The 24266-nt window shown below is 72.2% G+C and carries 23 protein-coding genes; 10 read left to right on the top strand and 13 right to left on the bottom strand.

Annotated features, from left to right (window positions below):
- Positions 1-10 precede the first annotated feature (10 nt).
- The 3 genes from cpaB to ACIG36_RS27445 all read right to left on the bottom strand — a co-directional run bounded on the left by cpaB (position 11) and on the right by ACIG36_RS27445 (position 2834).
- The gene (gene cpaB, locus ACIG36_RS27435) at positions 11-730 is read right to left on the bottom strand and encodes a Flp pilus assembly protein CpaB (RefSeq protein ID WP_399933209.1); all 720 of its coding nucleotides are present in this window, start codon (positions 728-730) and stop codon (positions 11-13) included.
- A gap of 114 nt (positions 731-844) precedes the next feature.
- Entirely contained in the window at positions 845-1726 is an 882-nt protein-coding gene (locus tag ACIG36_RS27440; RefSeq protein ID WP_399933212.1) for a hypothetical protein, read from the bottom strand.
- A gap of 223 nt (positions 1727-1949) precedes the next feature.
- On the bottom strand, positions 1950-2834 hold the full coding sequence (locus tag ACIG36_RS27445) for a trypsin-like serine peptidase (protein ID WP_399933215.1): 885 nt from the start codon (positions 2832-2834) through the stop codon (positions 1950-1952).
- Positions 2835-3056: 222 nt separating this feature from the next.
- On the opposite strand from ACIG36_RS27445, the gene ACIG36_RS27450 reads away from it, so the two are divergent.
- Positions 3057-4394, top strand: coding sequence for a M14 family metallopeptidase (locus tag ACIG36_RS27450; RefSeq protein ID WP_399933218.1), 1338 nt, complete (start codon positions 3057-3059; stop codon positions 4392-4394).
- A gap of 100 nt (positions 4395-4494) precedes the next feature.
- On the opposite strand, the gene ACIG36_RS27455 is transcribed toward ACIG36_RS27450, so the two are convergent.
- From ACIG36_RS27455 to ACIG36_RS27465, 3 genes are read right to left on the bottom strand one after another with little or no spacing between them, the layout of a single operon-like run.
- Positions 4495-4899: a RidA family protein gene (locus ACIG36_RS27455; RefSeq protein WP_399933221.1), complete on the bottom strand. Its 405-nt coding sequence runs from the start codon at positions 4897-4899 to the stop codon at positions 4495-4497.
- Positions 4896-5660, bottom strand: a complete 765-nt coding sequence (locus ACIG36_RS27460) for an IclR family transcriptional regulator (RefSeq protein WP_399933224.1) — start codon at positions 5658-5660, stop codon at positions 4896-4898. The genes ACIG36_RS27455 and ACIG36_RS27460 overlap by 4 nt, the downstream gene beginning before the upstream one ends.
- Positions 5657-6730: a sugar kinase gene (locus ACIG36_RS27465; RefSeq protein WP_399933227.1), complete on the bottom strand. Its 1074-nt coding sequence runs from the start codon at positions 6728-6730 to the stop codon at positions 5657-5659. The genes ACIG36_RS27460 and ACIG36_RS27465 overlap by 4 nt, the downstream gene beginning before the upstream one ends.
- A 160-nt stretch (positions 6731-6890) precedes the next feature.
- Here ACIG36_RS27465 and ACIG36_RS27470 point away from each other — a divergent pair, with 160 nt between their 5' ends.
- From ACIG36_RS27470 to ACIG36_RS27485, 4 genes are all read left to right on the top strand, one after another.
- Positions 6891-8174: an amino acid deaminase gene (locus ACIG36_RS27470; RefSeq protein WP_399933230.1), complete on the top strand. Its 1284-nt coding sequence runs from the start codon at positions 6891-6893 to the stop codon at positions 8172-8174.
- A gap of 12 nt (positions 8175-8186) precedes the next feature.
- Positions 8187-9791, top strand: coding sequence for an amidohydrolase family protein (locus ACIG36_RS27475; protein WP_399933233.1), 1605 nt, complete (start codon positions 8187-8189; stop codon positions 9789-9791).
- Between the two features lie 76 nt (positions 9792-9867).
- Positions 9868-11079, top strand: a complete 1212-nt coding sequence (locus tag ACIG36_RS27480; RefSeq protein WP_399933236.1) for a pyridoxal phosphate-dependent aminotransferase — start codon at positions 9868-9870, stop codon at positions 11077-11079.
- A gap of 48 nt (positions 11080-11127) precedes the next feature.
- Positions 11128-11523 (top strand): hypothetical protein, encoded by a 396-nt coding sequence (locus tag ACIG36_RS27485; RefSeq protein WP_399933239.1) that lies wholly within the window; start codon positions 11128-11130, stop codon positions 11521-11523.
- Between the two features lie 57 nt (positions 11524-11580).
- Here the strand turns inward: ACIG36_RS27485 and ACIG36_RS27490 are convergent, their stop codons facing one another.
- Complete coding sequence (locus tag ACIG36_RS27490; RefSeq protein WP_399933241.1) at positions 11581-13440, bottom strand: phosphoenolpyruvate carboxykinase (GTP); 1860 nt, start codon at positions 13438-13440, stop codon at positions 11581-11583.
- Positions 13441-13705: 265 nt separating this feature from the next.
- Between ACIG36_RS27490 and ACIG36_RS27495 the strand changes: the two genes are divergently transcribed.
- Positions 13706-14443, top strand: a complete 738-nt coding sequence (locus ACIG36_RS27495; protein WP_399933244.1) for a hemolysin III family protein — start codon at positions 13706-13708, stop codon at positions 14441-14443.
- A 367-nt stretch (positions 14444-14810) separates the two neighbouring features.
- Positions 14811-15437 (top strand): TetR/AcrR family transcriptional regulator, encoded by a 627-nt coding sequence (locus tag ACIG36_RS27500; RefSeq protein WP_399933247.1) that lies wholly within the window; start codon positions 14811-14813, stop codon positions 15435-15437.
- Between the two features lie 60 nt (positions 15438-15497).
- On the opposite strand, the gene ACIG36_RS27505 is transcribed toward ACIG36_RS27500, so the two are convergent.
- The 3 genes from ACIG36_RS27505 to mca all read right to left on the bottom strand — a co-directional run bounded on the left by ACIG36_RS27505 (position 15498) and on the right by mca (position 18824).
- Positions 15498-17525 (bottom strand): thioredoxin domain-containing protein, encoded by a 2028-nt coding sequence (locus ACIG36_RS27505; RefSeq protein ID WP_399933249.1) that lies wholly within the window; start codon positions 17523-17525, stop codon positions 15498-15500.
- A gap of 188 nt (positions 17526-17713) precedes the next feature.
- A complete protein-coding gene (locus tag ACIG36_RS27510) occupies positions 17714-17950 on the bottom strand; it encodes a hypothetical protein (RefSeq protein WP_399933252.1) in 237 nt (78 codons plus the stop codon).
- A 4-nt stretch (positions 17951-17954) separates the two neighbouring features.
- A complete protein-coding gene (gene mca / locus ACIG36_RS27515) occupies positions 17955-18824 on the bottom strand; it encodes a mycothiol conjugate amidase Mca (RefSeq protein WP_399933255.1) in 870 nt (289 codons plus the stop codon).
- Positions 18825-18985: 161 nt separating this feature from the next.
- Between mca and ACIG36_RS27520 the strand changes: the two genes are divergently transcribed.
- Together ACIG36_RS27520 and greA are read left to right on the top strand one after the other, a co-directional pair.
- On the top strand, positions 18986-19396 hold the full coding sequence (locus ACIG36_RS27520; protein ID WP_399933257.1) for a DUF4307 domain-containing protein: 411 nt from the start codon (positions 18986-18988) through the stop codon (positions 19394-19396).
- A gap of 265 nt (positions 19397-19661) precedes the next feature.
- Entirely contained in the window at positions 19662-20159 is a 498-nt protein-coding gene (gene greA, locus ACIG36_RS27525; protein ID WP_399933259.1) for a transcription elongation factor GreA, read from the top strand.
- A 92-nt stretch (positions 20160-20251) separates the two neighbouring features.
- Here greA and ACIG36_RS27530 read toward each other — a convergent pair whose 3' ends face one another.
- From ACIG36_RS27530 to ilvA, 3 genes are all read right to left on the bottom strand, one after another.
- Entirely contained in the window at positions 20252-21115 is an 864-nt protein-coding gene (locus ACIG36_RS27530; protein ID WP_399933262.1) for an ABC transporter permease, read from the bottom strand.
- Positions 21112-22092: an ATP-binding cassette domain-containing protein gene (locus ACIG36_RS27535; RefSeq protein ID WP_399933265.1), complete on the bottom strand. Its 981-nt coding sequence runs from the start codon at positions 22090-22092 to the stop codon at positions 21112-21114. The genes ACIG36_RS27530 and ACIG36_RS27535 overlap by 4 nt, the downstream gene beginning before the upstream one ends.
- A 207-nt stretch (positions 22093-22299) precedes the next feature.
- Positions 22300-23514 (bottom strand): threonine ammonia-lyase, encoded by a 1215-nt coding sequence (gene ilvA, locus ACIG36_RS27540; RefSeq protein ID WP_399933268.1) that lies wholly within the window; start codon positions 23512-23514, stop codon positions 22300-22302.
- Between the two features lie 247 nt (positions 23515-23761).
- Between ilvA and ACIG36_RS27545 the strand changes: the two genes are divergently transcribed.
- The gene (locus ACIG36_RS27545) at positions 23762-24265 is read left to right on the top strand and encodes a MarR family winged helix-turn-helix transcriptional regulator (RefSeq protein ID WP_399933271.1); all 504 of its coding nucleotides are present in this window, start codon (positions 23762-23764) and stop codon (positions 24263-24265) included.
- Position 24266: the final 1 nt, after the last annotated feature.

The following is a 24266-nucleotide window of genomic DNA, read 5'->3' on the forward strand; positions in this document are numbered from 1 at the left end:
GCCGTCCGGGCTACTTGTCGCCGTCGAGGGTGTACGTGCGGTCGCCGCCGCCCACCGCCGCCTCGCCGCCCGGCGCGACGAGGGCGAGCCGGACGTGGGCGGCGAACGACTCGGCGTACGCGACGCGCTGGGCGTCCTTGGTGTCGAGGGCGAACGTGATCGGCACCGCCTCGCCGGCCTGCCGGGTGGTGGTGGCGCCGCGGCCGTCGCCGTCCCGCTTGAGGGGGGTCAGCCTGCCGACGTCGATGACCCGGGCGCCGGTGACGATGACCTTGGAGACGGGTTTGGCGCCCTGCTCCTTGCCGTCGAAGGTGGCGTAGATGTTGACCTTCGAGCCCGGCATGATCTTGCCGGCGACGCCCGTGGCCGCGTCGATCATGATGGCGATCTCCTGCTGGCCCGCGGCCAGCGCGGGCCGGGCGACGATCATGTCCTGCTGCAGCAGGGACCCCTTGCGCAGCGGCGTCACGGCGATCTTGCCGCGCACGGCCGAGAGGTCGGTGACGGCCGTGGCGGGGAGCCAGCGCCGGGGCATGGAGATCTGCTCGAACTCACCGGGTTCCAGGTCCCGGTAGGCGGGGACGTCGGTCTTCAGCCGGTAGGCGGTGACCTCGGGGCCGACCTTCGACTCGGCGTCCTCGATCACCGCGAACACCCCGGCGAACGCGCCGAGGGCACAGAGGGCCGAAAGGGCCAGCAGGACGATCCCGCGGCGCTGACGTGAATTCATGGGGCGGCGAACCTCGTTGGGCCTCGGTCGGGGGGCTTCGTGATCGTCGGGGGCTTCATGAATCGGGGACGGCGGGAGCGGCGGGGGCGGGTGCCGGAGGGCGGCGCGGCGGGCTCAGTGGCCGATCGCCGTCCGGCCGGCGGTGCGGGGCGGGCCGATGGCGCGGTCGCCGCGCGCCACGGGCGCGGAGCAGAACCCGCAGCGGTCACCGATGAGTTCGAGGCCGCACCAGTGGCACTCCTCCCGGCGTACGGAGGCCACGAGCTGGTACAGCACGGAGGGGTCGGGGATGGCGGCGGCGAACTCGACGGCCCGGGGGGTGCCCCACCAGCGGCGGGACTCGGCGGGCAGCGGGAAGATCTCCTGCACGCCCTGGACCCGCCAGTGCGGGGCCACGGCGTCGGTGACCCAGTCCTCGCCCTTGCGGGGCCTGCCGCGGGCGACCGTCATGCGGGTGGCGAAGCCGGGGCCGTCGGGCAGTTCACCGGTACCCGGGCGGACCAGGCGGGCGGCCGGGTTGACCACGACCCCGAAGTGGGCGCCGGGCAGCAGCGAGGCGACGTGCGCGCCGAGCCCCACGTCCACCCTGTCGAGCCGGGCGACCGAGGCCAGCTCGGCGCCGGCGTAGATGTAGTGGGCGAGCAGCCGGGCGGCGGAGGCGAGCACGCCGGGGCTGAGGTCGGAGACGGACAACTGGCGTAACTGGCGGGCCAGTACGCCCACCGCGAGCGGTGGCAGCCCCACCGGGAGGAGGGCGACGCGGTCGCTCTCCAGGACGGACCGCACGGTGTGCAGGCGGCGCACGTAGGTGACCGGCAGGGAGTCGGGGTAGAGCACGACCAGATGGCCGCACCGCTCGAGCAGGTGGGCCGCCTGGGCCACGGCGGTCTCCAGCGGCTGTTCCTCGGGCGGCTGGAGCACGGCGGCGGTGGGGACGGGCCCGCCGGGCGGCGGCAGCACCAGGTCGGAGCTGGTGACCGCTATCGCAATCGGCACGTCGGCTTCCCCGTTCACTCCGGCCGCGGGGGCTCCGGCGGTCGCAGATCGATACTGCCCGGTGCTGGTGCCTCCGCACTTTATCCACGAATGGAGCGGCTGAGAACCGTTCCTCGATGTTTGCCCCACGAGCCGGTGGCCCCGCCCGGAACCCCTTGACGGACCGGTGAAATGCCGCCGGACGGGCCGGGGTACGGCCCGTCCGGTACAGCGGGGACGTGCGTCAGCGGAGCGCCGCCACCGCCTCCTCCTCGGTCGGCTTGGGCAGGGCGCAGCCCGGCAGCCCGAGGTCGAGCTTGTTGCCGGGGGCGAAGCACTTGCCGATGCCGTAGGTCTGCTGGGCGTAGTTGGTGCCGCGGCGGACGGTGACGGTGCCGTTCTCGTCGACCTCGCAGGGGTTGTTGACGGTGCAGCGCTCGCCGCTCTCGTTGCCGGTGTTGTTGACGGCGACGACCTTGCCGGTGTTCACGTCGACGACGGGCGAGCCGGAGGTGCCGCCTATGGTCTTGCAGGAGGGGGTGTAGCGCAGCGAGTCCTTCCAGGTCCAGTCGCCCTCGCGGAGCTCGTGGACGAAGCCGTCGACGTTGCAGGAGTAGATCCGCTTCCAGTAGCCGGAGACGACCTTTATGGGTGTCCCGGCCGCCGGGCGGTCGCCCGACAGGCTCAGCGCGTTGATGCCGTACTGCTGCTTGACCTTGGCGTAGGTGGTGTCGAGCTCGTACAGGGCGACGTCGGTGTCGGTCATCGTGGCGTACGAGATCTTGGTGGCGCGCAGCGTGGCGACCTTGCCGGCGGTCGCGTTGAGCAGGCTGAAGGTCCGCGCGGAGGGCTGGTCGGTGATGACCTCGCCGGCGCCCGGCATGCCGCTCTCCAGGCAGTGGCCGTTGGTCATCACCAGTGCGGGGTCGTTGTCGGCGGAGCCGGGCAGGCGGATGAGCGAGCCGGAACAGTTGCTGAGCGCGACCGTGCCGGCGAAGTCGACGGCCTTGGTCTTCGCGGCCTTCGGCTCGCTCTGCGGGGCGGCGGTGGCGGAGCCTGCGCCGACGCCCACGACACCGGTTCCGGTGAGCAGCAGCGTCGTGAGTGCACCAACGAGAGGTCGTCGCATGGGGGGTGGTCCTCTCCGATCAAAAGCCCATCAGTTTTGACGCTTTGACGTGTGCATTGTTGGGGCGGGTGGGGCCGCGCGGCAATCAGCCGCTCTGAAGTGATGGGGAAGTTGGCCGGATTCACCCATCCGGCGAGTCTTGACCCGTGCATGTCATCAATCGAACACTGGGAAGGCTCACCCACCGCATCCGTCGCACGAACGGACCCCTCAGGAGGTCTCATGCGACCCCGGACCCCCCACCCCCGCCGGCTGAACGGCAGACTGGCGACCGCCGTCGTCACCGGCCTGCTCGCTCTGGCCATGGCCACGCCGGCGTCCTCGGACAGCGTGGCCGCCCCCGACGCCGAGCGCACCCGCGAGTACGAGGTCACCGGCCCGCGGACGCCCACCGAGCGCACCGCCGTCGCCGCGACCGGAGCGTCCGTCGACGCCGTGCGCCACGGCTCCGTCGTCGTCACGGCCGACGCCCGGCAGGCCGAGCGCATCCGCCGGATGGGCTACGCGCTGCGCGTGCTGCCCGGCCCGCCCGACCGCCGCGACGGCCGAGCGCCCGTGCCGTTCGACTTCCCGCCCGCGGACGCGAAGTACCACAACTACAAGGAGGCGATGGCCGAGGTCGACGCCGACGTCGCCGCGCACCCCTCCATCATGAGCAAGCAGGTCATCGGCCGGTCCTACGAGGGCCGGGACATCGTCGCCGTGAAGATCACCAACGGCGCGAAGAAGCCGCCGGGCAGGACCGCGGCCAAGCCCGAGGTGCTCTTCACCGCCCACCAGCACGCCCGTGAGCACCTGACGGTGGAGATGGCGCTCTACCTGATCAAGGAGTTCGGCAGCACGTACGGCAAGGACGCGCGCGTCACGAAGATGGTGGACGAGCGGGTCATCTGGGTCGTGCCCGACGTCAACCCCGACGGTGGCGAATACGACATCGCCACCGGCAGCTACCGCAGCTGGCGCAAGAACCGCCAGCCCAACGCCGGCTCCACCGCCCGCGGCACCGACCTCAACCGCAACTGGAACTACAAGTGGGGCTGCTGCGGCGGTTCCTCCGGCAGTACGGGCTCCGAGACCTACCGGGGCACCGGGCCCGAGTCCGCCCCCGAGGTGAAGGTCGTCGCCGACTTCGTGCGCAGCCGGATCGTGGGCGGCAAGCAGCGGATCACGGCCGCCATCGACTTCCACACCTACAGCGAGCTGGTGCTCTGGCCGTTCGGCTGGACGTACGACGACACCGCGCCCGGCATGACCCGGGACGAGCGCGACGCGTTCGCGGCCGTCGGCAAGTCCATGGCCGCGAGCAACGGCTACACGCCCGAGCAGTCCAGCGACCTCTACATCACGGACGGCACGATCGACGACTGGCTGTGGGGCGACCAGAAGATCTTCGGGTACACGTTCGAGATGTACCCGTCCTCGGGCAACGGCGGCTTCTACCCGCCGGACGAGGTGATCGACCGGGAGACGGCCCGCAACCGGGACGCGGTGCTGCAGCTGCTGGAGAACGCGGACTGCATGTACCGGTCCATCGGCAAGGAGGCGCAGTACTGCGCCTGAACCGCCTCGGGTGAACCCCTTCGCAGTGGCGCCGGACGGGCCGGTCGTGGCCCGCCCGGCGCCCGTGCGTGCGTCCGTGCGTGCGCCCGTGTGCGCGGCGTCAGCCCAGCACGGCCAGCGCGTCGATCTCGACGAGCAGGCCCGCGGGCAGGCCGACGTAGACGGTCGTGCGCGCCGCCGGTGCCTCCTTCAGACCGGCGAAGAAGTCGTCCCAGATCTCGTTGAACTCGGCGAAGTGGGCGGTGTCGGTGAGATAGACGCGCAGCATCAGCACGTCCTCCCAGGTCGCGCCGCCCGCCTCGAGCACCGCCCGGACATTGGCGAGGGTCTGCAGGGTCTGCTCGCGCAGGGCCGGCCCGGCCACGACCGGCGCCCTGCCCTCCTGCGCCGGGAGGAAGCCGACCTGGCCGGCGACCTGCAGGATGTTCCCCTTGCGCACGCCGTGGGAGAACCGGGCGGGCGGGGTGGTGTGGCCGGCCGGGGTGACGGCTGTCTTCTCGGTCATGACATCGCCTTCGTGGGTGGGGTGCTTCCGGAGTACTCGGCGCTGATCGCGTCCGCCGTGCGGCGGACCAGCGGGAGCAGTGCGAGGAGTTCGTCGGCGGTGACGACGACGTTCGGCGCGGAGACCGAACAGGCGGCGACCACCCGCCCGTCCACGCCGCGGACCGGTGCCCCGACGCAGTTGATCGACTCCTCGTGGCCGCCGAAGTCGGTGGCCCAGCCCCGCTCCCGCACGGCCGCCAGCTCCTCGAGGAACGCGGCGGCGTCCGGGGTCGAGCGGGAGGTGTAGGCGGGGTAGTCCAGCCGCTCGGCGACGGCCCGGCGCTCGGGCTCGGGCAGGTCGGCCAGCAGCAGCTTGGCGACGGCGGCGACGGTGATCGCGACGGGCTTGCCGATGCGGGAGTACATCCGCACGGGGTAGCGGCTCTCGACCTTGTCGATGTAGACCACCTCGTTCTCCTCGTACACCGCCAGGTGCACGGTGTGGCCGCACTTCTCGTTGAGGGCGACGAGGTGGGGATGGGCGATCTCGCGGACGTCCAGGCTCTCGGCGGCCTGCTGGGCGAGGGCGAAGAGGCGGGCGCCCAGCCGGTAGCGCTGGTCCGGCTGCCGGTGGACGATGCCGTGCCGGTGCAGGGTGCGCAGCAGGCGCAGTGCGGTGGACTTGTGCACGCCGAGGCGGTTCGCCACCTGTTCGAGGTTGGCGGGGCCCTCGGCGAGGAGCGGCAGGATGCTCAGGGCGCGGTCGACGGTCTGGCTCATGCGGTGTGTTCCCCGTGTTCCCCTCCGTGTGCGGGCTCCGTCCAGCCGGGCCCGAGTCGCAGTCTCCCCCAGGCGCCGGCGTCCAGTCCCGCCAGCGCGTCGGCGTACGCGCGCGTGGGCGGCGCCCCGAGGTCGCCCGCGACGGTGAGGGCGGCGGCGGCCGCGAGGTGCCCGTGGCGCAGCCGGGCGGCCGGCGGCAGTCCGCGCAGGGTCGCGGAGAGGAACCCGGCGGCGAACGCGTCGCCGGCGCCGACGGGCGCGACGACGTCGACGGCGGGCGCGCGGACGGCGACGGCCTCGCCGCCGGTGTACGCGACGGCCCCTTCGGCGCCTCTTTTGACGACGAGCACGGCGGGCTCGGGCAGCGCGTCCCGTACGGCGTCGGCGCCGCGCAGGCCCCACGCCGCCTCCGCCTCGTCCTCGCCGACGAGGACGAGGTCGCAGCGGCGGGCCAGCTCGGCCAGGACGTCCGGGCCCTTCGGCGCGTTCCGCCACAGCTGTGCCCGGTAGTTGACGTCGAAGGAGACGAGCGGCCGGCCGGGGGCGTGTTCCGTCAGCCGCCGCAGCAGCGCCAGGCAGCCGGCCGAGAGCGCGGCGGTGATGCCACTCAGATGCAGGACGCGGCCCGACCAGGCGGCCTCGCGGGCGATGACGTCCGGTGCCATGGCCGAGGCGGCGGAACCGGCGCGGTAGTAGGCGACTTCGGCGTACGGGGTGGGGACGCCGTCGCGGCCGTCCGTCGGGGCCCGCTCCCCGGCCGTGCGGAAGTAGACGCCGGTCGGCCGGTCCGGGTCGCGCTGCGCGAGGGAGGTGTCGACGCCGTGGGAGGCGATGGTCCGCAGGAGGTGCGTGCCGAATCCGTCCGCGCCGACCCGGCCGATCCAGCGCACGCGGTGTCCCCAAGCGGCCAGGGCGCAGGCGGTGTTCGACTCGGCGCCGCCGATGCCGCGCGTGAACGACGGCACGCCGGCGAGGGGACCGGCCGTCGAGGGCCGGAAGGCGACCAGGGACTCGCCGAGGCACACGACGTCCACCACGTCCCGCTCGGCCACGACGTCCCCGCCGGCCATGGCACCCCCCTGGGTCGTGTCCGATCGGTCAGCGCGGCCCTTTGCGTACGTTGCGTACCGTTGAGGCGTTGACCCGCTACCTGCGGGGATGTTAGACAGCGGCGAGCGCCCCACGCAATGAACGTTGCGGATGTTGCAACACGATCCGACGGGAGGCCCCATGGCCGCCATAGCCGACGACGCCGTCGCCCGCCTCGCCGAGGAGCGGGTCGACCACCGCTTCAAGGGGCTGCCCCCGGACGCCGAAGGCACCACTGTCGGCGAACTGGCCGCCGAGCGCCGTTCCCTGTTCACCGGCGGATTCACCACGCCGGTGCTCACCCTGTCGGCCGAGGCGCTCGACCACAACCTCGCCGTCATGGAGCGCTGGTCCGCCGGGCACGGCCTGGCCTTCGCCCCGCACGGCAAGACCACCATGGCCCCGCGCCTCTTCCAGCGCCAGCTCGAGCACGGCGCCTGGGGCATCACCGCCGCCGTCCCCGCCCAGGTCCGCGTCTACCGGGCCTTCGGCGTGCGCCGGATCTTCCTCGCCAACGAGGTCGTCGACCCGGCCGCGCTGCGCTGGCTCGCCGCCGAGCTGGCCGCCGACCCGGACTTCCGGCTCGTCACCTACGTCGACTCCGTGCGCGGCGTGGAGCTGATGGACGCCGCCCTGCGCGAGGCCGCCGTGGCCCGCCCGCTCGAGGTCGTCATCGAGCTCGGCGCGGCCGGCGGGCGCACCGGCGTGCGCGACGACGCCGACTGCGAGCTGATCGCCGACGCCGTGGCGGCCACCTCGACCCTGCGCCTCGCGGGCTTCGCCGGCTACGAGGCGGAGATCCCGGGCGCCGACGGCGAGCTGGTACGGGCCTGGCTGCGCCGGCTCACCGCGCTGACGGTCGCCTTCGACAAGGCGGGCCGCTTCGCCGGCGTCGAGGAGATCGTGGTGAGCGCGGGCGGCAGCGCCTGGTTCGACGCGGTCGCCGAGGTCTTCGCGGAGCTGCCGGCGCTGTCGGCGCCGGTGCTCAAGCTGCTGCGCAGCGGCGCGTACGTCACGCACGACGACGGCACCTACCGGAACAAGACCCCCTTCAACCGCCACCCGGAGGAGGGCGAACTGCGGCCCGCCCTGCGGCTGTGGGCGCAGGTCGTCTCCCGTCCGGAGCCGGGCCGGGCCTACCTCAACGCGGGCAAGCGCGACGTCTCCTACGACGTGGGCCTGCCCGAGCCGCTGCTCGTCCGGTCCGCCCGGGACGGCTCCACGCGCCCTGCGGAGGGCCTGACGGTGATCGGGCTGGCCGATCAGCACGCGTTCGTCGAGGTCGCCGAGGGCGCCGGGCTGGAGGTCGGGGACTGGGTGGGGCTGGGCGTCTCGCATCCCTGCACCGTCTTCGAGAAGTGGCCGCTGATCCCCCTGGTCACCGCGGAGGGCACGGTCACGGACTACGTCCGCACGTTCTTCTGAGGCGGCGGCCCCATGGACCTCGTCATCCGTAACGCGCGCGTGGTCGACGGGAGCGGCGGTCCCTCCTACCGGGCGGACGTCGGTCTGGCCGCCGGGCGGATCGCCGAGATCCGGCGCGAGGGCGAGGGGCCCCGGCCCTCGGGGCGCCGGACGCTCGACGCGCACGGTTTGGCGCTGGCGCCCGGGTTCATCGACATGCACGCCCACAGCGACCTCGCCCTGCTGCGCGACCCCGCCCACGAGGCGAAGGCCGCGCAGGGCGTGACGCTGGAGGTGCTCGGCCAGGACGGCCTGTCGTACGCGCCCGTCGACGACCGCACGCTCGCCGAGGTGCGCACGGCGATCACCGGCTGGAACGGTGACGGCTCGGACGTGACGTTCGACTGGCGCACGGTCGGCGAGTACCTGGACCGCCTCGACCGGCAGGGCATCGCCGTCAACGCCGCCTACCTCGTGCCGCAGGGCACGGTGCGGGCCCTGGCCGTCGGCTGGGACGACCGGCCCGCCACCGCCGCCGAGCTGGACCGCATGCGCCGCCTGGTCGCCGAGGGGCTGGGGCAGGGCGCGATGGGGATGTCCTCCGGGCTCACCTACACCCCCGGCATGTACGCGAGCGACGCGGAGCTGACCGAGCTGTGCCGGGTGGTGGCCGCGTACGGCGGCTACTACTGCCCGCATCACCGCTCGTACGGGGCGGGGGCCCTGGCCGCGTACGAGGAGGTGATCGCCGTCGCCGGCCGGGCGGGCTGCGCCCTGCACCTGGCGCACGCCGTCATGAACTTCCGGGTGAACGAGGGGCGCGCGCCCGAACTGCTCGCGCTCCTCGACTCCGCCCTCGCGGCCGGCGCCGACATCACCCTCGACACCTACCCCTACACCCCCGGCTGCACCACGCTCGCCGCCCTGCTGCCGAGCTGGGCGGGCGAGGGCGGTCCGGCGGCCGTACTGGCCCGGTTGCGGGACGACGTGACGGCCGAGCGCATCCGGTACGCGCTGGAGGTGGAGGGGTCCGACGGCTGTCACGGGGTGCCCGTCGACTGGGACGCGGTGGAGATCTCCGGCGTGGCAGACCCCCGTCTCGAGGAGCATGTGGGCCGCACCGTGGCCCGCACCGCCCGCGCGCGGGGCGAGCGGCCGTGGGAGACCGCGCGCCGGCTGCTGATCGCCGACCGGCTGGGGCCGACGATCCTGCAGCACGTCGGCCACGAGGAGAACGTCCGCGCGATCATGCGTCATGCCGCGCACACGGGCGGGAGCGACGGCATCCTGCACGGCGCCAAGCCTCATCCGCGCGCCTACGGCACGTTTCCGCACTACCTCGGCCGGTATGTGCGCGAGCTGGGACTGCTCTCGCTCGAGGAGTGCGTGGCGCATCTCACGTCGCGGCCCGCGCGCCGGCTCCGGCTGCCCGACCGGGGTCTGGTGCGGCCCGGACACATCGCCGACCTGGTGCTCTTCGATCCGGAATCCGTAGCCTCCGGCTCCACTTTCGAAGCCCCGCGGGCGCTTCCGACCGGCATTCCTTATGTCCTGATTGCCGGACGCTTTGTGATGGAAGACGGGCGCCGGACGGACGTCCTGGCGGGCCGCGCCGTCCGGCGCGCTCCGACGCGCTGACCGGCGCCGCTCGGACGCCGCCGACGGGCGTGGAAAGGGCGAGCGGGGCGTGGGGCGTCCCCGTATGGTGGCCGTCATGCAGGTGATCCAGTCAACGAAGCTCGCCAACGTCTGCTACGAAATCCGTGGCCCGGTGCTCGAGGAGGCCATGCGGCTGGAAGCGGCAGGTCACCGCATCCTCAAGCTGAACACCGGCAACCCCGCGATCTTCGGGTTCGAGTGCCCGCCGGAGATCCTCGAGGACATGCTGCGCAACGTCGGCGACGCGCACGGCTACGGCGACGCCAAGGGGCTGCTCGCCGCCCGGCGCGCGGTGGTGCAGCACTACGAGACCAAGGGCATCGAGTTGTCCGTCGAGGACGTCTACCTCGGCAACGGCGTCTCCGAGCTGATCCAGATGTCGATGCAGGCGCTGCTCGACGACGGCGACGAGGTGCTGGTCCCGGCCCCGGACTACCCCCTGTGGACCGCCTCCGTCTCGCTGGCGGGCGGCACGGCCGTGCACTACCGCTGCGACGAGCAGTCGGACTGGATGCCGGACCTGGCCGACATCGAGCGCAAGGTCACCGACCGCACCAAGGCCATCGTCATCATCAACCCCAACAACCCCACGGGTGCGGTCTACGACGACGAGATGCTGCGCGGCCTGACGGAGATCGCCCGCCGCCACAACCTGATCGTCTGCTCCGACGAGATCTACGACAAGATCCTCTACGACGGCGTCACCCACACCCCGACCGCCGCCATCGCCCCCGACCTGCTGACGCTGACGTTCAACGGCCTGTCCAAGTCCTACCGGGTGGCCGGCTACCGCAGCGGCTGGATGGCGGTCTGCGGCCCCAAGGCGCACGCCGACAGCTACATCGAGGGCCTGACGATCCTGGCCAACATGCGGCTGTGCGCCAACATGCCCGCGCAGTACGCGGTGGCCACGGCCCTCGGCGGCCGGCAGTCGATCAACGACCTGGTGCTCCCGGGCGGCCGGCTGCTGGAGCAGCGCGACGTCGCGCACGAGCTGCTCACACAGATCCCGGGCGTCACGTGCGTCAAGCCCAAGGGCGCGCTGTACGCCTTCCCGCGCCTGGACCCCAAGGTCTACAAGATCAAGGACGACCGGCAGATGGTGCTGGACCTGCTCCGCGCCGAAAAGATCATGGTGGTCCACGGCACGGGCTTCAACTGGCCGGAGCCGGACCACTTCCGCCTGGTCACGCTGCCGAACGCCAAGGATCTGGCCGAAGCGGTCACCCGGATCGGCACCTTCCTCGAGGGCTACAGCCAAGTTTAGACTCTGTCTAAGTTAGGATGGCCTTCAGAGGTATTCAGGAGGCCATCCATGTACGAACCGATCCGCACCAAGTCGGTCCACGCACACGGCCCACACCGCTCCCGCCAGGAGGAGCTGGACATCCGCTTCGCCGGGCACCTCACGGCGCTGCTCACCGTGACGGACGAGCTCCGCGTGCTGGACCCCTCCCCCGCGCTGGACGCCGCCGCCCGGCGGCTCAGCGAACGGGTGGAACGCCAGGGCGGCGGCGCGCCGCTGCGGGCCGCCCCGACGAGGGCGTCCGCCACCCCGGAGCGCGTCGCGGCCCTGCACCAGCGGGCCCACACCCTCGCCGGCCAGGCCCTGGTCGTCGCCACCCAGCGCGGCGACGCCCCGGGCGTGGCCCTGGCGGCGGAACGCCTGCACGCGCACGCGCGGGCGCTGGGCATCCCGGACGCGGCATGACGACGCCGGGCGGGCCCCGAGGGCCCGCCCGGCGCACTCACCGGACCGCGCGCGGGCTCAGCCCAGGCGCTGGACCAGCGCCCGGTACTCGTCCCACAGCTCCTTCGGGGTGTGGTCGCCGAAGGTGTTCAGGTGCTCGGGCACCAGCGCCGCCTCCTCGCGCCAGACGTCCTTGTCGACGCTGAGCAGCAGGTCGAGGTCGGCGTCGGCCAGCCGCAGGCCGTCCGTGTCGAGGGACTCCTTCGTCGGCAGGATGCCGATGGGGGTCTCCACGCCGTCCGCCGTGCCGTTGAGGCGCTCGACGATCCACTTCAGCACGCGGCCGTTCTCGCCGAAGCCGGGCCAGACGAAGTCGCCCGCCTCGTTCTTGCGGAACCAGTTGACGTAGTAGATCCGGGGCAGCTTGGACGGGTCCTTGCCGGCGCCCACCTTCACCCAATGCCCCATGTAGTCGCCCATGTTGTAGCCGCAGAACGGCAGCATGGCGAAGGGGTCGCGGCGCAGCTCGCCGACCTTGCCCTCGGCGGCGGCGGTCTTCTCGGAGGCGACGTTGGCGCCGAGGAAGACGCCGTGCTGCCAGGAGAAGGACTCCGTCACCAGGGGCACGGCGCTGGCGCGGCGGCCGCCGAAGAGGATGGCCGAGATCGGCACGCCCTTGGGGTCCTCCCACTCGGGCGCGATGATCGGGCACTGCGAGGCGGGCACCGTGAAGCGGGCGTTGGGGTGGGCGGCGGGGGTGCCGCTGTCCGGCGTCCAGTCGTTGCCGCGCCAGTCGGTCAGGTGGGCGGGCTTCTCCTCGGTCATGCCCTCCCACCAGACGTCGTTGTCGTCGGTGAGGGCGACGTTGGTGAAGACCGAGTTGCCCCAGAGGGTCTTCATGGCGTTGGCGTTGGTGTTCTCGCCGGTGCCGGGGGCGACGCCGAAGAAGCCGGCCTCGGGGTTGATGGCGTAAAGGCGGCCGTCCTCGCCGAAGCGCATCCAGGCGATGTCGTCGCCGATGGTCTCCACCGTCCAGCCGGAGATCGTGGGCTCCAGCATGGCGAGGTTGGTCTTGCCGCACGCGGAGGGGAAGGCGGCGGCGACGTACTTGGCCTCGCCCTGCGGCGGGGTGAGCTTGAGGATGAGCATGTGCTCGGCCAGCCAGCCCTCGTCGCGCGCCATGACCGAGGCGATGCGCAGGGCGTAGCACTTCTTGCCCAGCAGGGCGTTGCCGCCGTAGCCGGAGCCGTAGGACCAGATCTCGCGGTCCTCGGGGAAGTGCGAGATGTACTTGGTGGAGTTGCACGGCCAGGGCACGTCGGCCTCGCCCTCGGCGAGCGGCGCGCCGAGGGTGTGGACGGCCTTGACGAAGAAGCCGTCACCGCCGAGCTCGTCGAGGACGGCCTGGCCCATGCGGGTCATGGTGCGCATCGAGACGGCGACGTAGGCGGAGTCGGTGATCTCGACGCCGATCGCGGAGAGCGACGAGCCGAGCGGGCCCATGCAGAAGGGCACGACGTACATGGTGCGGCCGCGCATGGAGCCGCGGAAGATGCCGCCCTTGCCCTCCTTGCCGGCGAAGACCTCCCGCATCTCGGCGGGGGCCTTCCAGTGGTTGGTCGGGCCCGCGTCCTCCTCCTTCTCGGAGCAGATGAACGTACGGTCCTCGACGCGCGCCACGTCGCTGGGGTCGGAGGCGGCGTAGTAGGAGTTGGGGCGCTTGACCGGGTCGAGCTTCCGGAAGGTGCCCTTGGCGACGAGCTCCTCGCACAGGCGCTCGTACTCCGCCTCGGACCCGTCGCACCAGACCACCCGGTCCGGCTCGGTGAGGGCGGCGATCTCGTCGACCCAGGAGATCAGCCCCTGGTGGTGGGTGGGGGTGCCGGTGACCAAGGGTGTCTGGGGTTCTTCCCCAGAAGACACAGCACTGCGCGCCACGATCGCTCCGTTCCGCCGGGGCCCGCTTGCCCGGCGTCAGATGTTTGAGGGTGGAGCGAACCCGTTGTTCATCTCGGGGTCCGCCTCTGCACATATATGCCCCTTGGGGGCTGCGACCCAGACGCTTCGTGACCCGCTCATCCGGTGCCGCCCGCACTCATTTGATCATCCGACTACTCATCCGATCTGTCCAGGGGGCACCCCCGTGAGCATCACCACGTGATACCTGTCCGTAACCTACGGTGCCGTAGGTAGCATGACCGGCATGACTCCCGCGCCCGACGCAGCGCATGTCGCGCCTTCCACGCCCCCTGCGCCCGCCGCTCCCGCCGGGGCCGCGACCCCCGCACGCCCCGACGTCCCCGCACCGGTCAAGCCGCGGCTGCGCGGCTGGCTGCACGCCGGGATGTTCCCCGCCGTACTGATCGCCGGCGTCTTCCTGACCGCCCTGGCCGACAGCACCCGCGGCCGCATCGCCTGTGCCGTCTACGTCCTCAGCGCCTGCCTGCTGTTCGGCGTCAGCGCGCTCTACCACCGCGGCGACTGGAGCCCGCGCGCGACGGCCGTGCTGCGCCGCCTGGACCACGCCAACATCTTCCTGATCATCGCGGGCACCTATACCCCGCTGACCATGCTGCTGGTCCCGGGCGGCCGCGGGCAGTTGCTGCTGTGGGCCGTGTGGGCGGCCGCCGCCGCGGGCATCGCCTTCCGCGTCTTCTGGGTCGGCGCCCCGCGCTGGCTCTACACCCCCTGCTACATCGCGATGGGCTGGGCCGCCGTCTTCTTCCTGCCGGACTTCCTGCGCAAGGGCGGCATCGCCGTCCTCGTGCTGGTGATCGTCGGCGGCCTGCTCTACTCCGCGGGCGGCGTGATCTACGGGATCAAGCGCCCCAATCCCTCCCCCCGGTGGTTCGGCTTCCACGAGGTGTTCCACTCATTCACCCTGGCCGCCTTCGTCACGCACTACGTGGGCATCTCGCTGGTGGCCTATTCGCACGCCTGAGGCGCGCACACCCACGATGCGCCGGCCCGCCAGGGCCGCTCTCGCACGAGCCCCGCGCGGTGGCCGTGGCCTGGAGGCCGCGGCCACCCGCCATGTCAGCCCGCCCACGCCGGCCAGCACCACCGCGACCACGGCCAGCTCTCCGAGCAGCACGTACCCGCCGACACAGAGCACGGCGGTCAGCACAGCGGCAATCGTCATGTCCCTCCCCTTTCCGGTCCTTACGACCGGTCCCCTGCCCCGCACACAGGGTCACACACCCCACTGACAATCAGGGAGTCGTCAAGCCCCGCCGGCCCCGGACCGCCGGGCCGACGGCCGGGACCACAAGATCGACTCCGTGGACCGATGCCGGAGAATGCTGTCCATGGCCCCAGTACAGACGTCCTCCGGCCCGCGGTCCGGCCCCCCGCTGGGGCTGCGCGAGCGGAAGAAGATCCAGACCCGCCGGGCGATCCGCCGCGCCGCCTACCGGCTGTTCGAGGAGTACGGATACGACGCCACGCCCGTCGACCGGATCGCCGAGGCCGCCGACGTCTCCCCCAGCACCGTCTTCCGCTACTTCCCCGCCAAGGAGGACCTCGTCCTCCGGCGCGAGCACGACCCGCTGCCGGCCACGGCCGTCCTGGCCCGCCCGGCGGGGGAGTCGCCGATGGAGGCCGTCCGGCAGGGTGTCGTCGAGGCCGTGCGCCAGGCCCTCGAGAGCGACCCGGCCGAGCTGAAGCAGTCCGCCCGGATCATCCACGACGTGCCCGCGCTGCGCGGCAGGGCGGCGGAGGCCGGGACCGAGACCTGCCGCCTGCTGGCCGCCGCCCTGGCCGAGCGCACCGGCCGCCCGCCCGGCGGCCTGGAGACGCGCGTCGCGGCCGCGGCCGTCCTCGCCGTGATCAACGAGGTGCTCATGTACTGGGTCGACCAGGGACAGCCCGAGGACCTGCTGGTCCCGGCGCTCGACCACGCCCTGCGCACCCTGGCCGACGGCATCACGCTCTGAGGCCCGCCCCGGCCGACCGCCCCCGGTACGCTGCCCGCCCCGGCCGCCCGTCGGCCTCCCTCAGCCGCCCAGCTGCCGCGCCAGCGCCTTCGGGTCCGCCGTCGGCGCGTCGCATGTGAAGCGGCGGCAGACGTACGCCGCCGGGCGCCCCTCGAGCAGCGGCCGGTCCTTCAGCAGCGGCACCTCCTCCGACCCCGGTTCGCCGAACGCGACGGCCAGGCCGGGCGCGGTCGACAGCAGGGCGGTGTGGTGCAGCTGGCGGGTGACGGGGTGGTCGGCGGGGCCCACGACCGCGACCTCGCGCGGCCCGTCGAGCAGCGCCTCGGCCACCGCGAGCCCCCAGCTGATGAAGCGCGGCGCCCTCGGGCCCAGCGTGCGCACCACGCCCAGCGCCTTCTCGGCCGCCTCCCGGTGGGCGCTGCTGCCGGTGTAGGCGGCGTACGTCAGCAGGGCGCCGGCCGCCGCCGTCCAGCCGGAGGGGGTGGCGTTGTCGGTGGGGTCCTGCGGACGGCGGATGAGGATCTCGGCGTCGTCGGCGGTGTCGAACAGCGCGCCGTCCACGTCGGTGAAGTGGACCAGCACCGTGTCCAGCAGCAGCCCGGCGAAGTCGACCCACACGCCCTCGCCGGTGACCGCCGACAGCGCGAGGAAGCCCTCGGCGACGTCCGCGTAGTCCTCCAGCACGCCCGCGTGGCCGCCGGCGACGCCGTCCAGGGAGGTGCGCGACAGCCGCGCGTGCCAGTCCATGTGGGTCCGTACGAGCAGGTCGGCGGCGTCCGTGGCGGCCTGGACGAGGTCGGGGCGGTCGAAGTAGGCGCCGGTCTCGGCGAGCGCGGCGACGGCCAGCCCGTTCCAGGCGGCCACGATCTTGTCGTCGCGTCCGGGGCGGGGCCGCAGGTCGCGGGCCGCCAGCAGCCGCTCCCGCACGGACGCGATCCTCGCGGCGTCGACGAGCACGTCGGTGTCGGGCAGCTGGAGCACGGAGGCCCCCTCCTCGAAGGTGCCCTCCTCGGTGACGCCGAAGTACCGCGCGGCGATCGACGCGTCCTCCTCGCCCAGCACCTCCCGCAGCTGCCGGGGCGTCCACACGTAGTAGGCGCCCTCCACGTGCCGGCCGGTGCCGTCGTCGCTGTCGGCGTCCAGCGCGGAGGCGAAACCGCCCTGGGCGGTGCGCAGTTCGCGGACCATGAAGTCCGCCGTCTCCAGGGCGACGCGCCGGGCGAGCCCGGAGCCCGTGGCCCGCCACAGATGGGCGTAGGCCCGGCACAGCAGGGCGTTGTCGTAGAGCATCTTCTCGAAGTGGGGCACGGTCCAGGTGGCGTCCACCGAGTAGCGGGCGAAGCCGCCGCCGAGCTGGTCGTAGATGCCGCCGCGGGCCATGGCCTCGCAGGTCGCGGCCGCCATCTCCAGGGCCGCCTCAGACCCCGTGCGCACCTGGTGGCGCAGCAGGAACTCGAGCGTCATCGACGGCGGGAACTTCGGCGCCCCGCCGAAGCCGCCGCGCACCGCGTCGAACTCACGGGTCAGCCCCAGCAGCGCGGCGTGCAGCTCCTGCGGGCCGGGCGGGGCGGAGGTGTCCACGGCCAGTGTCCGCTCGGACAGGTCCCCCACGATCCGCCGCGCCACCTGCCCGACCTCCTCGCGGCGGTCGTTCCAGGCGGCCCGCACGCCCTCGAGCACCTGCCGGAAGCCGGGCATGCCGTGCCGCGGGGCGGGCGGGAAGTAGGTGCCGAAGTAGAAGGGCTCGGCGTCGGGGGTGAGGAAGACGGTCATGGGCCAGCCGCCCTGACCGGTGGCGGCCTGGACGGCCTCCATGTAGACCGCGTCGATGTCGGGCCGCTCCTCGCGGTCGACCTTGACGGAGACGAAGTGCTCGTTGAGGTAGCCGGCGGTCGGCTCGTCCTCGAACGACTCGTGGGCCATCACATGGCACCAGTGGCAGCTCGAGTACCCCACGCTGAGCAGCACGGGCACGCCGCGGCGCCGGGCCTCGGCGAAGGCCTCGGGGGACCATGGCCACCAGTCGACCGGGTTGTCGGCGTGCTGGAGGAGGTACGGGGACGTCTCGTGCGCCAGGCGATTGGGCATGCGGCCCATCCTTCCTCACCGAACCGCCCCGGCGGCGCTACGCAGCCGGGTACGGCCGCCCACGAGCCCCCGCCCGGCCGATCGGACCGGCCGGCGGGAGCCCGCACACGCGGCCGCCGGACACCGGCCGCCGGGCGTCGGCTTCGGCGCCAGGTGTCCGGGTCAGGCGGTGGCGCCGGGCGTCGGCGTCAGGCGGTGGCGTCGGCCTTGCCGCCCCCGGTGGAGGCGCCCGGTTCCGGGGCCTCCTCGAAGTCGACCCGCTTCATGTGCTTGTTCATGCTCTTCATCAGCAGCCACACGGCTCCGCCGATGACGGCGAAGACGATGAAGCCGAGCACGCCGGGCGTGACCTTGTTCTTGTCCAGTTCCTCGGCGGCGAACGGCACGAGGTGGGTGGCGGCGAGGGTGGCAGTCGCGCTCATCATGGGGTCAATTGTTGCGGATGCCCGCGAAGAGGTCGTCCTCGGGGAGGGAAGTGTCGACGAGGGACTTGGCCAGCTCGTACTCCTCGGTCGGCCAGACCTCGCGCTGGATGTCCATCGGCACCTTGAACCAGCCGCCGTCGGGGTCGATCTGGGTGGCGTGGGCGATCAGGGCCTTGTCGCGGATCTCGAAGAAGTCGGAGCAGGGGACATAGGTGGTCAGGGTGCGCTCGCGGCCCATCTCGTCCCAGCGCTCGAGCCACTCGGCGTAGGGGGAGTCCAGGCCGCGCGCGATCAGGGCGTCGTGCAGGGCCTGGGTGCGCGGCCGGTTGAAGCCCTGGTTGTAGTAGAGCTTCAGCGGCTGCCAGGGCTCGCCCGCCTCGGGGTAGCGCTCGGGGTCGCCCGCCGCCTCGAAGGCCACCATCGAGATCTTGTGGGTCATGATGTGGTCGGGGTGCGGGTAGCCGCCGTTCTCGTCGTACGTGGTGATCACGTGCGGCCGGAACTCACGGATCAGCCTGACCAGCGCGCCGGCCGCCTCATCCACGTCCTGCAGGGCGAAGCAGCCCTCCGGCAGCGGGGGCAGCGGGTCGCCCTCGGGCAGGCCGGAGTCGACGAAGCCCAGCCACTTCTGCTTGACGCCGAGGATGTCGCGGGCCTCGGCCATCTCCTTGGCACGGACCTCGTGGATGTGCTCCTCGATGTAGGGATCGCCCTGGAGCTTGGGGTTGAGGATGGAGCCACGCTCACCACCCGTGCAGGTGGCGACCAGCACGTCCACCCCCTCGGACACGTACTTGGCCATCGTGGCCGCGCCCTTGCTCGACTCGTCGTCGGGGTGGGCGTGAACGGCCATCATTCGCAACTGCTCAGTCAAGGCTCGATCCTCAGTCACTGGTCTTGTGGGCCCCTCCATCGGTGTCTTGGGGCGCCTCCTATAGTGACCGAAGCGGGCGTGTTTTCATTCCGGGTTCCCGGGACAAAGCCCCCGACCGGTAAGGGAACCACCCGGAACCGGCCCTACCAGGAGGAACGATCATGGCTGCGGAGCCCGGAGCCCTGCCCGAGGGGCGCTACGGCCGCTCGGCGGACGAGCGCGCCGACCGCAAGCTGAAGATCGTCGGGGGCGTGCTGGGGGCGGCGCTGCTGGCCTTCGTCGGCTGGGCGGCTGTGCACTACATCACCACCTCGGACGCGGAAACGCAGATGATCCGTTCCAAGACGATCGACGACTCCACGGTGCAGGCGGTCCTGGAGATCCGCAAGGAGAAGGGCGCCACCACCATCTGCACGCTGCGCTCGCTGGGCTCGGACGGCGGCGAGGTGGGCCGCAGGGACTTCACCTTCGACCGCGACGAGACGCACTTCACCGAGCTCGTCACGCTCCGTACCACCGCGCACGCGGCGGCCACCGAGCTCAAGGGCTGCCGGACCTCGTCGCAGGGCTGACCCGGCCCCGTCCGGGCCCTGCCCGGCTCCGGCGGTCACCGCCGAACCGCGCCGGCCCAGGCCTGTGACCTGCGTCGACTCAAGGCTCTGACCTGCGTTGACGCGTCCCTTGCGCGGTTTCTCCCCTTTACTGCTTCCCCCTTTCCGGACGTAATTGTTAGGCTCGTGGTTTCGCCCACCTTTGAAGGTGCACCCTTCTGAGTAGGGCGTTCATTTGTATCGAGATGCATCCCCCAGCATTCCCCAGTACCGACGAGGAGCACCTGTGACCCAGACCAGCGACAACGTCACCTGGCTGACTCAGGAGGCGTACGACCAGCTCAAGGCCGAGCTGGAGTACCTGTCTGGTCCCGCTCGCACCGAGATCGCGGCGAAGATCGCGGCGGCCCGCGAGGAAGGTGACCTGCGAGAGAACGGCGGTTACCACGCGGCCAAGGAGGAGCAGGGCAAGCAGGAGCTCCGGGTCCGCCAGCTGACGCAGCTGCTGGAGAACGCGAAGGTCGGCGAGGCCCCCGCGGCCACCGGCGTCGTCGCGCCGGGCATGGTCGTGACGATCGCCTTCGACGGCGACACGGACGACACGCTCGAGTTCCTGCTGGCCTCCCGCGAGTACGCGAGCTCCGGCATCGAGACGTACTCCCCCCAGTCCCCGCTGGGCTCCGGCGTCAACGGCAAGAAGATCGGCGAGGACGCCCAGTACGAGCTGCCCAACGGCCGCAAGGCCATGGTGCGCATCCTGGAGGCCAAGCCCTACCAGGGCTGAGCCGCACCGCCGCCCTCAGCACGCGAGGAGCCCCGGACCCGCCCTCGGGTCCGGGGCTCCGGCGCGTCCGGCTCTCCTGCCGTGCGCCCGGCTCAGGCCGTCGCCGAGCGGTACTTGCGCACCGACAGCGTCCGGAAGACCACGATGATCACCACGGACCAGATCAGCGACGCCCACACCGGGTGCTGCATGGGCCACGCCGCCGGTACCGGATAGTCCGGCGGCAGGTTGCCGAAGAGCCGCCGCGCGGCCTGCACGGTGGCGCTGAAGGGGTTCCACTCCGCGATGTGACGCAGCACCGTGGGCATGTTGTCCGACGGCACGAAGGCGTTGGAGATGAAGGTGAGCGGGAAGAGCCAGATCAGCCCGCCCGAGGTGGCAGCCTCCGGCGTTCTGACGCTCAGGCCGATCAGCGCGCCGATCCACGAGAAGGCGTAGCCGAGCAGGAGCAGCAGGGCGAAGCCGGCCAGCGCCTCGAGGACGCCCTCGTGGATGCGCCAGCCGACGATCACGGCGACGACGGCCAGCACCACGAGCGTGAGCGCGGTCTGCACCAGGTCGGCGAGCGTCCGGCCGGTGAGCACGGCCCCGCGCGCCATGGGCAGCGAGCGGAACCGGTCGATCAGGCCCTTGTGCATGTCGTCCGCGATGCCGGCGCCCGCGCCGGCCGTGGCGAAGGTGACGGTCTGCGCGAAGATGCCCGCCATCAGGAACTGCCGGTAGGTGCCGGGATCCGTGCTGCCGTCCACGGCGATCGAGCCGCCGAAGACGTAGCTGAAGAGCACGACGAACATGATCGGCTGGACCAGCCCGAAGATCACCACCTCGGGTATCCGGGCCATGCGGATCAGGTTGCGCTGGGCGACGACGAGCGAGTCGCGCACGGACTGCACGGCTCCGCCGCGCGCCCGGGGCATCGGCCGCCGCGAGAGGGTGGTGCCGCCGGCGGCGCTCATGTCACCGCTCCTTCCTGCTCCCGGCCCTCGTCGCCGGTCTCGGCGACGTGTCCGGTGAGCGAGATGAACACGTCGTCCAGGGTGGGGCGGCGCAGTCCGATGTCGTCGATCTCGATGTCGCGGGTGTCGAGTTCGCGGATGACCTCGGCGAGCAGCTTGGCGCCGCCGGAGACCGGGACGATGACCTTGCGGGTGTGCTCCTCGACGGTGAACTCGCCCGTGCCGTACGGGCGCATGACCTCGACGGCGAGCGGGATGTGCGCGCGTTCGTGGACGACCAGCTCGACGCGCTCCCCGCCGGTGCGCGCCTTGAGCTGGTCGGAGGTGCCGCGCGCGATGACCTTGCCGTGGTCGATGACGCAGATGTCGTGCGCGAGGTGGTCGGCCTCCTCGAGGTACTGGGTGGTCAGCAGCAGGGTGGTACCGCCGGCGACGAGCTCCTGGATGACCTCCCACAACGCCTGCCGGTTGCGCGGGTCCAGGCCGGTGGTGGGCTCGTCCATGAACATCACCGGCGGGCTGACGACCAGGGCGGCGGCGAGGTCGAGGCGGCGGCGCATGCCGCCGGAGTAGGTCTTGGCGGGGCGGTCGGCGGCGTCGGCGAGGTTGAAGCGCTCCAGCAGCTCGCCCGCCCGCGCCTTGGCGTCGCGGGCGGACATCTGGTAGAGCTGCCCGACCATCCGCAGGTTCTCACGGCCCGTCAGATATTCGTCGACGGCGGCGAATTGCCCGGACAGGCCGATGGAGTGGCGGACCTCGTTGGGTTTCTTCAGTACGTCGATGCCCGCCACGACGGCCTTGCCGCGATCGGGCTTGATGAGGGTGGTGAGCACGCGCACGGCGGTGGTCTTGCCGGCGCCATTGGGGCCGAGCAGTCCTAGGACGGTTCCTTCCGGGACGTCGAGATCGACGCCATCCAGAGCCGTGACGTCGCCGAAGGTCTTGACCAGGCCTTCGGCATATATAGCGCCTGGCATGGAGGTTCTCCCCGTTTGGGTGACGTAATACATGATTTTACGTTCACGAGCGCGGTCGCGCCCCGTGAATGATTCCCACCGGATATTCACCGGAAATCCGCGGGAGCCGACCGGCCTTCAGCCGACCGGTCTTCAGCCCACCGGTCTTCACCGGACGGCGGCCGAGCTTCGTCAGGCGGCGTCAGGACATCAGGGGATCGGACGGCGTCAGGGCATCAGGGGATAGCCGGCCCCGGCCAGCGCCGCCCGTACCGCCGCGCAGTGCTCCGGCCCCGCCGTCTCCAGGTGCACCTCGACGTCCGCCTCGGTGAGCCCGAGCCCCGCGCCGGTGCGGACATGGCTGATGTCCACCACGTTGGCGCCGGCCGCGGACAGCACCTCCAGCAGTGCCGCCAGCGCGCCCGGACGGTCCGTCAGCCGCAGCCGCAGCGACAGGTATCGGCCTGCCGCCGCCATCCCGTGCCGCAACACCCGCTGCAGCACGAGCGCGTCGACGTTGCCGCCGGAGAGCACGGCCACCACCGGGCGTTCGCCGAACGCCGCCGGATCGGCCAGCAGCGCGGCCACCGGGCTCGCCCCGGCCGGCTCCACCACGAGCTTGGCCCGCTCCAGGCACAGCAGCAGCGCGCTGGAGAGCTCGTCCTCGGAGACCGTGCGCACCTCGTCGACCAGCTCCGCGACGATCGGGAACGGCACGTCCCCCGGGCGCCCCACCCGGATCCCGTTGGCCATCGTGGCGGGCGCCTCGAGCGTCACCGGATGCCCGGCGGCCAGCGACGGCGGGTACGCGGCCGCGCCCGCCGCCTGCACCCCCACGATCCGCACATCGGGCCGCAGCGCCTTGACGGCCACCGCGATCCCGGCCACCAGCCCGCCCCCGCCGACACCCACCACCACCGTGCCCGCGTCCGGGCACTGCTCGAGGATCTCCAGCCCCACCGTGCCCTGCCCGGCGACGATGTCCGGGTGGTCGAACGGGTGGATGAGGACCGCCCCCGTCTCGCGCGCGTACCCGACCGCCGCGTCCAGCGCCTCGTCCAGCTCCTGCCCGTGCAGCCGCACCTCGGCGCCGTAGTCGCGGGTGGCGGCCACCTTCGGCAGCTGCGCGCCCCGCGGCATGAACACCGTCGCCCGCACGCCCAGCAACGCGGCCGCCAGCGCCACCCCTTGCCCGTGGTTGCCGGCGCTCGCCGCGACCACCCCCGCCGCCCGCTCCCCCGGCGTCAGGCCAGCGATCCGCACATAGGCGCCGCGCACCTTGAACGAGCCGGTGCGCTGCAGGTTCTCGCACTTGAGGTGGACGGGCGCGCCGACCAGCCGGGACAGATGGCGGCTGCGCTCCAGGGCGGTGCGCTGCGCGACCCCCGCCAGCGTCCGCCGGGCGCGCCGGACGTCGTCCAGGGACACCGGTCGTGCGGCCATGGGCTCAGTATGCGACCGGGCCGCCCGCCCCGCGTGGACTGCCGTGGAGCGGCGGACGAGGGCACCTCGTACCGTAATGCCGCCGGACGACGGGCCCCCGCACCGGCATACCGCCCGACCCCATACCGAACATACCGACCGGTTTGCCGAGCGTTGGTACGAACGGGCGCGAGGCCGCGTACTCTGTCCCCCATTCTCAGCAATTCCCAGTCCGTTCCAGCTTCCCGTCAGAAGTGAGTCCCAGGCCATGCCCACCCCTCAGGACATGACGACCGACCTCGCCCCCGGCGTTCTCGACGCCCTCCAGCACCAGGTGGCCGTCTTCGCCCGCCGCGCCGAACAGACCCGGCTCGGTGGCGTCGGCCGGGTCCACAACTCCATGGACCGCGCCGCCTACCTGCTGCTCAACCGCCTCGACCAGGAAGGCCCGATGGGCGTCAAGGCGCTCGCCGCCGGCATGGGGATCGACTCCTCTACCGTCACCCGCCAGGTGGCGCCGCTGGTGGACACGGGCCTGGTCAAGCGCACCTCGCACCCCGAGGACGGCCGTGCCGTCGTCCTGCAGCTCTCCCCGCGCGGCAAGGCCCGCCTGGAGGAGGTGCGTGCCTCGCGGCGCGAGCTGATGGCGCTGGTGACCGATGGCTGGGAGGAGAACGAGCGCGAGATCTTCTGCACGCTGCTGACCCGTTTCAACACCGCGCTCTCCGAGATCCACTTCACCCAGGGCCCGCAGGTGCCGCCGACCTCTTGAC

Source organism: Streptomyces sp. NPDC053048 (assembly GCF_044547045.1).
In the GTDB taxonomy this organism is placed as follows: Bacteria; Actinomycetota; Actinomycetes; order Streptomycetales; family Streptomycetaceae; genus Streptomyces.

Bases quoted from the DNA above. Each gene is read 5' to 3' on its own strand.
- cpaB (WP_399933209.1), bottom strand. From the start codon at position 730: ATGAATTCACGTCAGCGCCGCGGGATCGTCCTGCTGGCCCTTTCGGCC.
- ACIG36_RS27445 (WP_399933215.1), bottom strand. From the start codon at position 2,834: ATGCGACGACCTCTCGTTGGTGCACTCACGACGCTGCTGCTCACCGGA.
- ACIG36_RS27450 (WP_399933218.1), top strand. From the start codon at position 3,057: ATGCGACCCCGGACCCCCCACCCCCGCCGGCTGAACGGCAGACTGGCG.
- ACIG36_RS27455 (WP_399933221.1), bottom strand. From the start codon at position 4,899: ATGACCGAGAAGACAGCCGTCACCCCGGCCGGCCACACCACCCCGCCC.
- ACIG36_RS27460 (WP_399933224.1), bottom strand. From the start codon at position 5,660: ATGAGCCAGACCGTCGACCGCGCCCTGAGCATCCTGCCGCTCCTCGCC.
- ACIG36_RS27465 (WP_399933227.1), bottom strand. From the start codon at position 6,730: ATGGCCGGCGGGGACGTCGTGGCCGAGCGGGACGTGGTGGACGTCGTG.
- ACIG36_RS27470 (WP_399933230.1), top strand. From the start codon at position 6,891: ATGGCCGCCATAGCCGACGACGCCGTCGCCCGCCTCGCCGAGGAGCGG.
- ACIG36_RS27475 (WP_399933233.1), top strand. From the start codon at position 8,187: ATGGACCTCGTCATCCGTAACGCGCGCGTGGTCGACGGGAGCGGCGGT.
- ACIG36_RS27480 (WP_399933236.1), top strand. From the start codon at position 9,868: ATGCAGGTGATCCAGTCAACGAAGCTCGCCAACGTCTGCTACGAAATC.
- ACIG36_RS27485 (WP_399933239.1), top strand. From the start codon at position 11,128: ATGTACGAACCGATCCGCACCAAGTCGGTCCACGCACACGGCCCACAC.
- ACIG36_RS27495 (WP_399933244.1), top strand. From the start codon at position 13,706: ATGACTCCCGCGCCCGACGCAGCGCATGTCGCGCCTTCCACGCCCCCT.
- ACIG36_RS27500 (WP_399933247.1), top strand. From the start codon at position 14,811: ATGGCCCCAGTACAGACGTCCTCCGGCCCGCGGTCCGGCCCCCCGCTG.
- ACIG36_RS27505 (WP_399933249.1), bottom strand. From the start codon at position 17,525: ATGCCCAATCGCCTGGCGCACGAGACGTCCCCGTACCTCCTCCAGCAC.
- ACIG36_RS27510 (WP_399933252.1), bottom strand. From the start codon at position 17,950: ATGATGAGCGCGACTGCCACCCTCGCCGCCACCCACCTCGTGCCGTTC.
- ACIG36_RS27520 (WP_399933257.1), top strand. From the start codon at position 18,986: ATGGCTGCGGAGCCCGGAGCCCTGCCCGAGGGGCGCTACGGCCGCTCG.
- ACIG36_RS27530 (WP_399933262.1), bottom strand. From the start codon at position 21,115: ATGAGCGCCGCCGGCGGCACCACCCTCTCGCGGCGGCCGATGCCCCGG.
- ACIG36_RS27535 (WP_399933265.1), bottom strand. From the start codon at position 22,092: ATGCCAGGCGCTATATATGCCGAAGGCCTGGTCAAGACCTTCGGCGAC.
- ilvA (WP_399933268.1), bottom strand. From the start codon at position 23,514: ATGGCCGCACGACCGGTGTCCCTGGACGACGTCCGGCGCGCCCGGCGG.
- ACIG36_RS27545 (WP_399933271.1), top strand. From the start codon at position 23,762: ATGCCCACCCCTCAGGACATGACGACCGACCTCGCCCCCGGCGTTCTC.